General features: G+C 68.5%; 11 protein-coding genes. 10 read left to right on the top strand and 1 reads right to left on the bottom strand.

Annotated elements, in window-relative coordinates:
* The first annotated feature begins 159 nt into the window (after nt 1–159).
* A complete protein-coding gene (locus Ahu01nite_RS39555; RefSeq protein ID WP_203841879.1) occupies nt 160–519 on the top strand; it encodes a helix-turn-helix domain-containing protein in 360 nt (119 codons plus the stop codon).
* A gap of 86 nt (nt 520–605) precedes the next feature.
* Here the strand turns inward: Ahu01nite_RS39555 and Ahu01nite_RS39550 are convergent, their stop codons facing one another.
* The gene (locus Ahu01nite_RS39550) at nt 606–1,274 is read right to left on the bottom strand and encodes a hypothetical protein (protein ID WP_203841878.1); all 669 of its coding nucleotides are present in this window, start codon (nt 1,272–1,274) and stop codon (nt 606–608) included.
* 853 nt (nt 1,275–2,127) lie between these two features.
* On the opposite strand from Ahu01nite_RS39550, the gene Ahu01nite_RS39545 reads away from it, so the two are divergent.
* The 9 genes from Ahu01nite_RS39545 to Ahu01nite_RS39505 all read left to right on the top strand — a co-directional run bounded on the left by Ahu01nite_RS39545 (nt 2,128) and on the right by Ahu01nite_RS39505 (nt 13,574).
* Nucleotides 2,128–2,763 (top strand): N-acetyltransferase, encoded by a 636-nt coding sequence (locus Ahu01nite_RS39545; protein WP_203841877.1) that lies wholly within the window; start codon nt 2,128–2,130, stop codon nt 2,761–2,763.
* A gap of 69 nt (nt 2,764–2,832) precedes the next feature.
* On the top strand, nt 2,833–4,119 hold the full coding sequence (locus Ahu01nite_RS39540; RefSeq protein ID WP_203841876.1) for a cytochrome P450: 1,287 nt from the start codon (nt 2,833–2,835) through the stop codon (nt 4,117–4,119).
* Nucleotides 4,120–4,231: 112 nt separating this feature from the next.
* Complete coding sequence (locus Ahu01nite_RS39535) at nt 4,232–4,537, top strand: hypothetical protein (protein WP_203841875.1); 306 nt, start codon at nt 4,232–4,234, stop codon at nt 4,535–4,537.
* A 772-nt stretch (nt 4,538–5,309) separates the two neighbouring features.
* Nucleotides 5,310–6,146 carry a MinD/ParA family ATP-binding protein gene (locus Ahu01nite_RS39530; protein WP_203841874.1) on the top strand — a complete coding sequence of 279 codons (837 nt, stop codon included), beginning with the start codon at nt 5,310–5,312 and terminating at the stop codon, nt 6,144–6,146.
* Entirely contained in the window at nt 6,146–6,505 is a 360-nt protein-coding gene (locus tag Ahu01nite_RS39525; RefSeq protein WP_239159496.1) for a hypothetical protein, read from the top strand. The genes Ahu01nite_RS39530 and Ahu01nite_RS39525 overlap by 1 nt, the downstream gene beginning before the upstream one ends.
* Before the next feature lie 227 nt (nt 6,506–6,732).
* Entirely contained in the window at nt 6,733–8,607 is a 1,875-nt protein-coding gene (locus Ahu01nite_RS39520; RefSeq protein ID WP_203841873.1) for a proline-rich domain-containing protein, read from the top strand.
* Nucleotides 8,608–8,653: 46 nt separating this feature from the next.
* Nucleotides 8,654–10,156 (top strand): SCO6880 family protein, encoded by a 1,503-nt coding sequence (locus Ahu01nite_RS39515; protein ID WP_203841872.1) that lies wholly within the window; start codon nt 8,654–8,656, stop codon nt 10,154–10,156.
* On the top strand, nt 10,153–11,721 hold the full coding sequence (locus tag Ahu01nite_RS39510; protein WP_239159495.1) for a putative type IV secretion/conjugal transfer ATPase: 1,569 nt from the start codon (nt 10,153–10,155) through the stop codon (nt 11,719–11,721). Before Ahu01nite_RS39515 ends, Ahu01nite_RS39510 begins: the two co-directional genes overlap by 4 nt.
* A complete protein-coding gene (locus Ahu01nite_RS39505) occupies nt 11,721–13,574 on the top strand; it encodes a type IV secretory system conjugative DNA transfer family protein (protein ID WP_203841871.1) in 1,854 nt (617 codons plus the stop codon). Before Ahu01nite_RS39510 ends, Ahu01nite_RS39505 begins: the two co-directional genes overlap by 1 nt.

Genomic DNA, 13,574 nt, shown 5'->3' with positions numbered 1-13,574 from the left:
GGTAATCCAGCATCCGGGCCGCACAGAAATGAAACGGGGAGAAACGCAGTGTCTACTCAGGTCCTGAGGAGGACCGTGCAAGCCGAATGCACCACGGGTGGCAAAGCGGGGCACTGTCGTGGCCAGATGCATGCGGTGAGCGGGGAAGGTCACAGGAGAATGGATGAGGCTGGCTCGGCGGCGGAACAGAATCCCACTGATCCCGCAGAGTCGTTCAAAGCGTTGCTGGAGCAACTGCGTCAGTCCGAGGGTTGGGAGCGGTTGCCGTTCAGTCGCAGGCTCCGCAAGATCCGCAAGGCGCGGGACTGGTCGCACCAGCAACTCGCGCGGCGGATGGTCCTGGCCGGCAAGAACCGTAAGGGTCGCACCGCCAAAGCTGCGTCCCTGGTCAGAATGCAAAGCAGCTGGGAGAACGGGGGCCAGGTGGCCGACGAACGCAACCGTCACCTTTTGGCGGACGCTTTGGAGGTCACCATCAGCGATTTGGCGCTGAGCGAGGACCCGGACTTCATCTGGTAGCCACCCGGGCGGAGGATGTGGTTGAAACTGTGGCGCTGGGCCAAACAAGGAGGGACATCGGCCCCGCGCCGCAGTTCGAGGCGCGCTCAATCCACCGCCGGGTTGCCGGTCTTGGTGTAGACGCCGACCGCCCATGCCAGCGTTGATGCGTACGTCAGCAGTGCTGCGGGGAATTCGGCCAGATCGCCGGGGAAATCCTTCGCTAACCGCTTAGCCGCCAGCGGGTCGTCGTAGCGGCTCGCGCTGTTCGCGCGCCGCTCATCGTCGATGATGTCGAACAGATCCACCCGCACGGCCGCAACCTCGGCGTTCTGCACTGTTACTGCTTCGCGTTCGTCCTGGAACGTGATCACGGGCAGGAGCCGGGCGCCGTCAGCGATCAACTGGGAAGGCAGGACTTCGCCCACGGCTGGCATTGCCGGTGTGCGGCCCGCCACGACGTCGGACGCGACGCGCGAAACGAAAACGGCGTACGGGACGACGCAGTGGGCGAGAGCGACAGCCAGGCGATCGCGGTAGGCCTCGGCGGCTGTCACCCACTGGTTGATGGCCTGTGCCTGCCATGGAAAGGCTGCCGGCCCGCTGTCGAATGCGGCGCGGGCGGCCTGAGCGCGCAGGACCGCGCTCTCGGCGCTGTTCAGCGCGAGAACGGTGTCGTTGCAGTGCACGCCGATGCCGATCAGTGTTTGACGTACGGGGCTCGGCAGGCGTCCGCCCATGTCGGCCTCAAGCAACGCTGCTGTCGCCACCGTCATGCGGCCAACCCCCGTGATCCTGTGTGCGTGCAGAGTTGTCAACCACCGGCATTGAAGTCCGGCTCAAGCTGTGTAACGGGTCTTTCGCCGTTGGGTCAATACCTGTTCCGGCATCATCTTCCATCACCCCCTATCCTCCCCCTTCATCTACATGTCCGCCGCGTGATCCAGCAGGGTCGAAGTCGTGATGAGAGCACATCGGTTCACCGACTCAGGACTGCGGAATCGCGACGCTTCACGGCTTCTCAGGACTGTCTCGACGTCGCCGTATGAGTTTCTGGCCCGGGTCATGCCGGTCGATGTGCGGCGCCGGATCCTGCACAGACATCTGGTGGTCGCGTGCCGACGGGCCGAGGCCGGCCGGCACGTACGTGGCCTGCGCTGATCACACACCGGATTTACCGCTCCCGGTGCGCCGGGATGAGAAGAGGACTGTCCTATGCGAGCGGTGCACGTCGTCCCACGTCTAGATGCGTTGTCCCTGCTGGCGGCGCTCTTTACGAGTGGTCGGTCGCTTCGGACGTCGGCAGCAACACGACGGCCGAGCTGCCGCTCACCCTGACGCTGAGTCAGACCAGCGCTCGCGTTGAGGACAAGGTTCACATCTACCTGACTACAGCTACGACCCCTAGCTCCAGCAGCTAGTCACCGACCGCGAAGCCGACACCAGCCAGCACGCACAAGCCGACCTTATAGCCGCCCTCGAAGTCCACCACGACATCTATGGCGTAGCCGGTCGGCTGCCACCAGTTTCATCGGGAGGGGGAGTCCCGGCCCGCTCGGGTCCAGAGCCGCGCGGGTCGGAGCCCCCCGGAATCCCGGATATCCGCCCGTCTTTGCGGAGGACGTTTCGATGAACGTGTCAGGCAGTCTGCCCGCCGTCATCTCAGCTACCACCAACGACCTCGACACCATCGCCGGCGTACTCGCGGCAGCCCATCACGACGATCCGGTAGCCGAATGGGTTGTGCCCGACCCGCGGGAACGGCCCCGGCTCCTGCACGCCTGGTATACGATCCTGGTCGAGCATGCCCTGATCTACGGCATGGTCGACATGCTCGCTGACCGTAGCGGCGCGGCCGTGTGGCTGGATCGCACCACCGCGCTGCCGGAGCCGCTCGACTACGAAAAGCGTGTGGTCGCCACCTGCGGCCTGTTCGGCCTCGACATGCTGATGGCCGATCACGTCAGCAGCCATCACCGCCTCGCAGCGGCGCATCACCACCTCACCCACATCGGTGTCGACCGACAGAAGCGGCGCGACCTACGCCTTCACGCCCTGCTGGATCACCGGCACACCCGCCTCGACGCCGCTGGGTTGGCGGCCGCAGCCGAGGCGGGCAGTGAGGACGAACTGAGACTGTTCGCCGCATACGGCTACCGCCTCGCCGAGCCGTATCACCTGCCTGACGGGCCGCTGCTGCACCCGGTGTTGCGCATCCCGCAGGACCCCGGCCGCCACCTCGCACCGGCCGCCCACGACGGCTGACGGACACACATGTCGTGGCAGTTGCCAACCCGCATCCGTCTGATCCACGGCCTCTAACAGGAGACCCTCATGCACCTCGAACCTTTTGGCGACATCTACGGCACCGATCCGGCTGCCGTCTGGCGACGGCTTCTCGACAGCGGTGAGCACGTCGCCTATGACGACGAGCTCGACCTGTGGCTGATCGCAGGCCACGACCTCGCCCGCAGCGTGCTCGCCGACACCCGCCGCTTCTCGGTCCCCGCCCTGACGCCGATGCAGCAGCTGCATCCACGGGCGGCCAAAACCCTGACCCAGCTGGACGCCCCGCCAGTGATCGCCGACCCGCCGCTGCATGCCCGTACCCGGGCCGCACTGATCGCGGTGTTCGCCACCACATCCACACGCGCCGAGCAGCTCTGGGCCGATGTGGTCCGGCGGCGTGCTGAACAACTCGCTGACCATCTTGCCCACCAGGTCGCCGCAACGCCTTGGCCCGATGTCGATCTGGTCGAGCTGTTCTGCTCCCGGTTTCCGCTCTACGTGATGCTGGACGTGCTCGGCATCCCGGCCGACGACATGAGCCGCATCGCCGCGTGGGCCGACAATTTCACGGCCCTCACCTGCGGCCGGCTCGACGACGACGACCAGATCAGCGCCGCCAACGGGCTGCTCGCGCTGTGGGACTTCTGCCGCGACCTCGTCGTACTACGCGCCGGGATCCACCGCAACTGGCAACCCCACGGTCTGATCGGCGACCTGCTGTCCTACCGCGACGGCGACGACCACCGGCTCACCCTGCCGGAAACCTCGGCGCTGGTCCTCACCCTGCTTGTCGCCGGGTGGGAAAGCACGGCCGCCGCCGTCGGGCACGCCCTCGAGCACGGGCTGCGCGACCGCGACCGATGGGCGCAACTGGCAGTCGACGAGCACTACGCCGCCGTGCACACCGAGGAAACCCTGCGCCACAGCCCCGCCATCGACGGCCAGCTGCGCATCACCACCACCGACGTCGACCTCGACGGCACCCTGATCCCGGCCGGATCCCGCTGCCTGGTCCTGATCGGTGCCGCTAACCACGACCCGCGCGTCTTCGACCAGCCCGCGACGTTCCAGCCGGGCAGGGCCCGGCTCAGCCAACAGCTGGGCTTCGGCGCCGGGGCGCACTACTGCGTCGGCGCCGCCTTGGCCCGCATCGAAATCACCACCGCGCTGAGCGTTCTGGCCCGCCGGCTACCGGACCTGACCCTGGCGGCCGGCTACGATCGCCGTTTCCGGCCCAGCGTAAGCGTGCGCCAGCACACCGCCCTGCCCGCCACCATCGCAGTGCGCTGCCCGGTCGCCCACGGCACGCTGCCACCGGTGGCACAGCCGTGACCATGCCATGGTCGTTCCGCAGGCGCCGCCGCGGCCGGCACCGCGCCCCCGGTATCGGACTGTCACTCCGAGCGCGGATCGCCGCAGCGCGCCGCCGCCTTAGGCTGCTGAGATGAAGCCGATCCCGTTTGAGGCCTACCACCTGGTACGGCGGCTGACCTTCCACGTGATCCTCACCCTGTGCCTCGTTGCTGGCGCGTTAGCGATCATCGATCTCTATGATCCGAGAATTGGTGACCCCGGCGAGGACACCCCTACTGCGCTCAAACTTTTCCATGGCGTCTTCTCTATTTTCCTCTTCACTCTCGTCGCTCTGTCGTTTGCCGCCGTGATCGCTTTCGTGCTGGTCGAAGGGTATGCGCGCATCGTCGGTATCGAAGCCCGGCGCGGGCCGTACTCCGCTGACGATCCCAAGTAAAAAAAGCGTTCCGCCTATGGGCCCTGCCACTGAATGAGGTGGCAGGGCCGATGCACTCTTATGGGAATTTGTGGGCCTCCTGCGCCCAATAGCTGACGACGCGTTTCTGCCGCACGCAGCCCGAACGTCAGCGACCGAACGGGCTCGCTGCCAGGCGCCAGCCGTCCGCGATATTCCTACGTCGGATGTCGCCGTTCACGCCTGAGGCCGTTCACGGCAGTGTTTAGCCGGGCAGAACCCGTTCACTGGCAAAGAGGTGAGCTCCGGCCGGGCGCACTCGTGGGAGATGAATTTACGTAGGCCAATAACGTCACTTATCATCACCTCCCATCATCCCCCATCGTCTGCCAAAAATTTTGGTACCACGGCACTGTCGAATGGTGATCGCAAGCATTCGCCTCCTGAGCAACCGCGGCTGGACAGAACCTCGGAACCGTTCACCACTGGCCGATTCTGGCGCCGATATGCCACTCGGATCGGAAGTCGTCCACCGAAGTCTCCCGGCGATGGTCGCTCGTTCGCGTCGCTCGATCATCCGGCCGCAGCCGTGGCCGGGGCCTGCAGTCGCAGATCCGCGCCCGCGCGGTTACGGATCTCCCGCAGGTCGTCGCGACCACCGTTCGGGACAGACATGCCGCTGACTGGAGCCTCCGTACCTGCCATCATTGCCGAGCCCGAGGGCCTTGCTCCGAGACAGCTCATCCCGCCCTTGCCTGCACGTCTACGTGAACTCCCGATCTCCGGCGTTGTAGATGGCGTCGGGGCACGGCCGGTGCCGCACGAGTTCGGGCCGGCTGGCCTCGCCGAACAGGTGTGGCGTGCTGCCGCCGCTCTTCCGCACCGTCGCCTGCTCGCGGTGTCCTCGGCCGACGGCGGTGTCGGCCGCTCCACGGTGGTTGCCGCGCTGGGGAGCCTGCTGGCCCTGGCTGTTCCCGAAGCGGTTGTCGCTGTCGACGCCAACCCGCGGGCTTGGGGAGGGCTTGGCGAACGGGTCGGCGCCGGGTCGGGATCCGTCTGGGACGCTTTGCGGGAGCTGCCGCGCCTGCGCAGCCGCGCCGATGTCGAGCGGTGGACCCGGAAGGGCCCGAGTGGGTTGCTGGCTCTGGCCGGTGAGGTCGAGGTCTCTCGCTACCGGCACCCGCCGAATCACGCCGAGGCGATGGCGGTCGTCGAAGTCGTGCGGCAGTGGTATCCGCTGGTGCTGCTGGACCTGATGATGGCCGAGATCCGCGGCGTCTGGCGAGTGCTGGCCGACGCGTCAGTGGCGCTGCTGGTGGCTCGGGCAACCCCGGACAGCATCCAGCATGCCCTGCGGCTGCTGACCTACCAACAGAGGATCCGTACACCGCATACACCGGCGGTGCCGGTGCTCGTAGTGGTGTCGACCTCCCCACGCACCCCGGGCGAGGTTCGGGCGGTGTTACGGCAAGCGGCCGGTGTGGCCGCCGCGGTGCACCCCATCCCGTACGACCCGATGCTCGCGGTCGCCGCACCGATTGATGCACGCCTTTTGGCGAAGGCCACGCGGCGGGCTTTGCTGAACCTGGCGGCTGACGTCCTGCGCCGGTGCGCACCCGCGCCTACCGTCAGCACTGACGGTGCGTCGTGATGCCCGTGGTGGCGTGGATCGCGATGCAGGCCAGCACCCTGCCGGTACGGCGGGCACCGACTCCCACCCCAACCCCGGCTCCGTCGGGCGGCTTCGACTGGAGCAAGGTCCACCCGGACCCGGCCGCCATCGGGCCGGATGCCGACCTGTTCTACAAACTCGCGAACGCGGCGCTGTTTTTGGGCATCGTGGCCGCGTTGTGCGGCCTGCTCGGCGGTGCGATTGCGTTCGGCGTCGGCCCCATTTTCGGTGCGCACATGATCAGTGACCGCGGCAAGAGCATGATGTGGAAGGCCGGGCTGGTCGCTCTTGTCGTGGGGTCGGGGACAAGCACCATCGCTTGGCTGTTGGTCCAGTGACGGCCCTACTGGAGCTGGCGCGAACAGGTCGGAACATACCTGGGGGATCTACGGTATCGCCCAGGGTCTCCGGCTCGCTTGTCGTGGCCCTGGCGATCGTCTTGGTTCTGCTGTCCCACTCAGGCAGGGCCGCAGCAGAGCCGGTGCCCGCTCCGACACCGAGCCTGTCGGCGTCGACGCCCGGTGCTGGCTGTGCGGCGAAAGCCCCGGGGCAGGTGGCCTGGTGCATGCCCTGGGCGGTCCATGTCGACACCGTGCCGGCCGGTGGGCGCTCGCACTGGGTCACCGACTGCTCGAAAGCCGTCGACGACGCCGACCGGCGCAGCTGCTGGGCGGCAGCGGTGAGCCTCGACGGTATTGCGAAGGCCGGGACGCCCTCGGTACTCATGGACGGGCCGAGTACCAACGGGCTGGCCGCGCTGATCAATTGCGGTTTGTTGACCGGCCCTGATCGCAGCGGGCAGCCGTCGCTATGGGCGGACAAGAACACCGCCTGCCTCGCCCAGGCGGCCCGGTGGGCGGCGCAGTCCTATGACCCGCACCCGACTGTCGCCTGCGGCACGACCGATGTCCCATGCCAGGTGTCCAAGGGCGCTGAAGAGGCTGTCAGCTCGGGGATCCGTTCCGGGATCGAAGGCCTGATCGACCTCTGTGTGCAGGGCGTGGTCGTCCTGCTGTCCAAGCTCGCGGAGAAGGTATTCAGCGCCACGGCGATCGCCGCACCCGACGAGGCGTTTTATTCCACGTACAACTCGGTCGCGGGTGTGCTGGTTGTGCTGATCTTCGTGCTGTTCGTGGTCTCGACGGTCATCAACGGGCTGCGCGTCAACGCCGGCCCCGGGCCGCTGTCCACGCTCGGGGGTCTCGTGCGGGCGATCCTCGGTGTCACCTTCGCCGGAGGCATTGCCTACACGATCGTCGGAGCCTGGGATCAGGCGACCATCGCGTTGCTGGAACACAACGCCGGCACCCCGTTCACCGGCCGCGAGTGGAGTAACGCCTTCACCACACTGGCCGGTGACGCGTCGACGGTGTTCATCGCCTTCGTCCTGTCAATCCTCGCCTTGCTCGGGCTGCTGCCCCTGTTCGTGATGATGCTGTTCCGCGGTCTCCTGGCCACCGGCGCCGCGCTGTTCGGTGCGTGGGCGATGGCTGGGCAGGCGATGTCGGAGACCCGGCACTGGGGTCGCCGCTGGTTCTGGACCGTCAACGCCCTCGCGTCCTCGAAGTTCGCGATCGCCGCGTTGTGGGTGTACGGAAGCCGCGCGGGATACGAGTCCGATCTGTGGACCGGTCTGAAAGCGGTGCTGCTGATCTGGTTGATGGTCTTCGCCCCGTACATCCTGCTGCGGCTTACCGCGATGGTCGACGGATACCTGACCGACGTCAACGCCCACGGTCTGATCGCGCAGGCCAATCCGGTGGCTGTCGGCGGCGTCATCCAGGACGGCTTCATGAACGGCTGGAACGCCAACGCTCCCCGTGATGACGCGGGCGGTGGCGGGTCGAGCGGCGACCCGAAGGGGCCGGGCTCCGGCGCGGCGTCGGTGATGTCTGCCAACAGCGCCGCGATGCCCACCACTCCCGGCGCCGCCCTCGGCGAGGCCGCCGGCGGCGACGGCCCGAACAGCGCAGCAGCCGACGCCGCCGCCACCGGCGCGGACGGCGGCAAGGTCGGCGACCCGAGCAGCACCACCGGTGCGGCAGGCGACGAGCAGACCGGCGATGGCGATGGCGACGGCGCGACGAACTCGGACGAGGCCGGCGAGGTCGAGCAGGGGATGCGCAGCGCCCGGCATGACGTTGCCGCGGGCGAGCTCACCGCGCCGGGCGACAGCAGCGGCGATGGCGGCAGCCTTCCGCCGCTCCCACAGCCTGGCGCTCAGCCCACCAACCCCGCTACAGGTGCCCCTCCCGGCGGCGCCCCCGAGGGCGGCAGCGATGCGACGCCGGAGGCCGGCGGTGCCGGGAGCCCGACGTCACCCGAGACAGGCAGCAAACCCGGCGCAGGCGGCAAACCCGGCCCGGCCGGCGAGACCGGCGGGGGAGCGGGCGCCGGTGGCGCGTCGGTGGCCGCCGAGGTCCCGATCGTGCCGCTGTGACCGGCCACGAAACCCGTGAACTTTTCCGACCTGTGAGGAGTTGTCGATGCAGTTCCAGTTTCCGCCACGCTCCAGCAAAGGAGCCGTGCTCGGATTCGCCTGGTCACAGATTTTCCTGGTCGTGGCAGGCATCATCGCCGCCGTAGCAGGGCTGAATCTGCTCACCGCCGGGCACCGGGGGACCGCCGCCACCGCGTTCACCGGCTGCGGGCTGCTGATTGTTCTCGGGCTGCTGCGCCTCAAAGGCCGCCGCATCACCGAGTGGCTGCCCGTCGTGGCCGGGGCACTGCTGCAGAACCGTAGCGGGCAACATCAGTACCGCGGCGGACCGTATGCCGCCAACCCCGACTTCATGGACCTGCCGGGACCGGCCGCCGGATACCGGTGGCTACCCGCGACAGCCGCCGACGGCACCACTCAGATTGGGCTGCTGCACCACCGCCGCGAACGCACCGTCACCGCCGCGTTGACCTGCTACGGCGCCAACCTGATCCTCGCCGACCGGGAGGTGCAGGAGCGCCGGCTCACCGACTGGGCCCTCGTGCTGCAGATCCTCGGCTCGGAATACGCCGACGCTGGGCTGGTGCGCTGGTCGCTGACCAGCCGGGCCGTCCCGGACACCGGCAACCGCGCCCAGCGGTACCTGCTCAACCGGGCCGTCGACACCAGTAGCGTCGCGTACCGGTCGCTTGCCGAGCTGACCGCTGCGGCGGCCCCGGCAGCGCAACGCCACGAAACGTTGCTCACGGTCGTGTTCGACGCCGCCAAGCTGTCCGGCGAGATCACCGACGCGGGCGGCACCGACACGGCCATCGCCGCCGTCGTGCTCGACCGGCTGACCGGTATCGAAGCCACCGTCGCGGAAGCCGGCGTGACCACAGGCGGCTGGCTATCCCCCCGCGCGTACGCGGCGGCCCTACGCACCCAGTTCGATCCGGAGGACCAGGAGGCTGTCGACCTACGCGGCACGGCCCGCGGCGGCGGGACCGCTCCGGGGGTGGAGCCGCGGTTGGCCGGTCCGGTCGCCGCCCAGACGGTCGGCTGGAACACCTATCAGCACGACTCCGCCTACTCCAGGACGTTGTGGGTGGCGCAGATGCCGCGTCAAGCGGTGCCCGGAACGTGGCTCACCCCGCTTTATACCCGCACGACATGCCGGCGCACCGTCACCCTGGTGGCCCAGCCCGTCTCCGCCGGGCTTGCTCAGTTGGCGTCGCGCCGCGACAAAGTCACCCAGGCGGGAGACGCGCTGACCCAGCGCAAACTACGCCTGGTTCGTACCGCTCGCGAGGACGACGAGGCTCGCGCGGTCGAGCAGATCGACCGGGAGCAGGCGCGCGGGCATGTGCGCTACCGGTACGCGCTGCTGGTCACCGTCACCGCCGCCGACATGAAAACCCTCGACCGTGACATGCGGGCGGTCAAACGGCTGTTGTCGCGGGCCGGCTGCGAAGCCGTTTCTCTGGCCGGAGAACAGGATCAGGCGTTTCTGGCCGGGGCGCTGCCATTGGCACGCGGGCTCAAGCCGATGCGCGGGTGGTCGGCATGAGCACGCCGAAGTTGCGTCGCGAAGGTTCCCTGGCCGATCGCATCGCCCAGCGCGCCGCCGAACGCGACGTCACCCGCGCCCGCAAAACCCTGGAACGTGAGCAGCGCGCGCTGGACCGGATACATGACCGGTATCTCGGCCTGCCGCCGGCCGGCCCGCGCGGCGGCTATGGACGCGCCGCCGGACGGGTGGTCCATCAGCTGAGGCTGCCGCCGCTGGTCACCACGACCGCACAGTTGTGCAGCGTCTACCCCCTGGTCTCGGATCCGGGGCTGCCGGTCGACGGGCCCCTGATCGGCACCGAGGTCTACAGCCGGTCGGCGTTCACCTTCAGCCTGCACGAGTTGTACCGGGCCAAGGCGGTAACCGCACCCAACCTTGTCGTGACCGGGGAGATCGGTACGGCGAAGTCATCGCTGCTAAAGACCCTCGCGTTCCGGGGGATTCCGTTCGGTACCCGTTTCTACGTCACCGATTTGAAGGGCGAGTACGACCAGCTCGCCGCACTCAGCGGCATCACCCCGGTCCAGGTCGGTCCTGGGCTCGGCGTCGTCATGAACCCCCTCGCCGGCATTCGCCGTAACCAGGCCCAGAGCGAACACCAATGGCTTCACCTGCAACGGGCCCGGCGGCTGCTGTTGCTCGAAGGGCTCCTGCAGATCCAGCTCGACGGTCCGCTCACCGAAGCGGAACGGTCTCTGGTCGAGTACGCCGTCGACGAGGTCACCCGCAGCAGCGAAGCCAGCGCCACACGGATGGCTACCCCCACCCTGTCCACCGTGCTGGCCGCCATGGGCCGGCCCGAGCTGTGGCAGCACCGCCTCGAGCACGTCGCCTACCCGGTCGAGGTGTTCATCGCCGACTCTCGGCGCGTCCGCCTCGCCTTGGAGCGGCTCATCTCCGGCGCCCTGGGCGGTGTTTTCGACGGACCGGCGTCCTCGAATGCCCGCCTGGATTTCGATCAGCCGGGTGCGATTGTGGACCTGCGCACGATCCGCGCCTCGGACCAGATGACCGCGATGGCCATGACCTGCGCGCAGAGCTGGCTGGAAGCCGAACTCTCGCACCCCGATGCCCCGCCCCGGGTCTGCATCTATGACGAGTTCGCGCTGATCGCCCGCCATCTGCCCCTGGTGCGGCGCATGCGGGAGCAGTTGAAGCTTGCTCGGGCGCTCGGTATCGCCAACATTTTGGCGTTCCACCGGTTCAGCGATCTGGCCGCATCAGGCTCGGCGGACTCCGAACAGGTCCGCATCGCTCGCGGCCTGATCGAGGACTCCGGCGTGCGGGTCTCGTACCGGCAGGCCACTGGCAGCGTCGAGCAGGCCCGCGAGTTCCTCGGAACGTCGGACGTCGAGACGGATCTGCTGCGATATCTGCACCAGGGCGTCGGCCTGTGGAAGATCGGCACCCGCAGCTACGTCGTCAAACACCAGCTGTCGAAGGCCGAGACGGCGATGGTGCACACCGACAGCCGGATGGAACTAGCCGACGACCCAGACGTCCTGAGCCCGCAAGCGTACGAATCCCGGCTCGAAGCCCTCGCCGACGGGCAGGCCGCGTGATGCGCCGGCCACCGCTGTCGTCGCCGGGACACCACCTGCCCCGCGAAGGCGTCACCCGCGCCGACATCGCCGTCCGGCTCGCCATGCTCGCCATCTTCGCGGTGCTGACCGTGTTCGCGACCGGCTCGTTATGGCTGGCCGGTCAGCTCTCCGGGCTGATCACCGGGCACGGCTGGCCCGCCAGCAGCCCCGCCGACGCGCCCCGGATCGCGCTGAGCTTCGTCGCCCACCGCCACCATCCTGCTGACGCATGGCCTGCCGCAGCGCGTGCGGACATCGCAGTGGGGTGGCTGCTGCCGCTGTGGGCGATCCTGTTCACCTCCTCGGTCAGCGGATTCACCGCGGCCTTGGTGCGTATCGGTCGCACACGGATCCGGCGGCGCGGGTTCGCCAGCCACGCCCAGATCAACGCCCTGCTGTCCGCCGACGCCGTCCGCGGGCGGGTCGACGTACTGCGGCCCGGTCTGACGATCCGTGAGGGCGACAACGAGCTCACCCGCGCGCTCAAGACCGCCCGTCGCGCCGACCCCCTCGAAACCGGGCGGTTCCTCGGGGACGAGGTCACCAGCAGGCGGCCGTTGTACCTGGCCAACGAGTACACGCTGCTGGCCGCGGCCGTGCCCCGGTTCGGCAACAAAACCACGAGGTACGTGATTCCGCAGGTGGCTGATGCACGCGGAGCGGTCCTGACGACTTCCACCCGCCTGGACGTCGCCGAGGTCACCTACATGCGGCGCGCCCAGACCGGGCCGACCTGGATTTTCGAGCCCCAGGGCGAGATTCCCGGCGTCCCCCGGTTGCGGTGGTCGCCGATCGAGGGCGCCGACGACCAGATCGTTGCCATGCTGCGGGCCAACGGTTTCGCCGCCGGCTCAGGCATCGGCGACGAAAGTGTTGAGAACGGGAAATGGTTCCGTGACCAGGCCGCTACGGTCCTGCGGGGCTTGTTGCACGCGGCGGCGTTGGACGAGCACGCCACGGTGGTCGATGTTCTGGCCTGGTCCCAGGCCCCGTCGAACTCCCGGCCCGAGCGGATCCTGCGCCACCACGGCGTCACCAGCTGGGCGGACCGGCTCGCCCGGCACCGGGAAACGACCGGCCGGGCCCGTGACACCGTCCAGTCCGTGGTGTCCGGTGCCCTGGACGCCTTCAACGACCCGCGTGTCCTGGCGACGTGTAGCCCTCCACGCGGCACCCAGTTCAGGCCGGTCGACTGGCTGCGCGAGTCCGGCACCCTCTACCTGGTCGGCACCCGAGACGCGCAGGCACTGATCGCGCCGCTGCTCGCGGCAGTGTCCGAGGACATCCTCTACCAGGCCAAGAAGCTGGCCCTGACCGCACCGGGCGGCCGGATCGAACCCGCCCTGTACTGCGTCCTCGACGAGGTCGCGAACATTGCGCCGATTCCCAGCCTGGCATCGCTGATGAACGAGGGCGGCGGCTCCGGCATCGCCGTGTCGGTGTTCGCGCAAAACCTGCACCAGTTACGCGAACGATGGGGCGATAAAGGCGGCCGGGCGATCGCGGACTCGGCGTCCGCACGGCTGATTATCGGAGGCTCCACCGACGCGAGCGCGTTGCGGGACGTGCAATCGCTGTCGGGGCAGGTCCGCGAGGTCTCCTCCAGCAATTCGTGGGGCGGCGGTCGGGCATCGGTCTCCGAGAGCGTGCGCAGGGAGAACCTGCTCGACCTGGCCGACCTGCGCACCCTGCCCGAAGGACGCGCCGTGGCCCTGGTCGGGGCGCTGCCGCCGGTCGAGCTTGAGGTGCCGTCCTGGTGGCAACGCCCGGACGCCGCCGAGCTGAACGCGGGCCGTGACGCGTTCCAGCAGATGATCGCCAGGGCAGCCTGA

Origin of the sequence: Winogradskya humida (assembly GCF_016862215.1) — a bacterium.
Classification (GTDB): domain Bacteria; phylum Actinomycetota; class Actinomycetes; order Mycobacteriales; family Micromonosporaceae; genus Actinoplanes; species Actinoplanes humidus.
The sequence above is the reverse complement of the archived record's forward strand: the minus strand, read 5'-3'. Positions and strand labels throughout refer to the sequence as shown.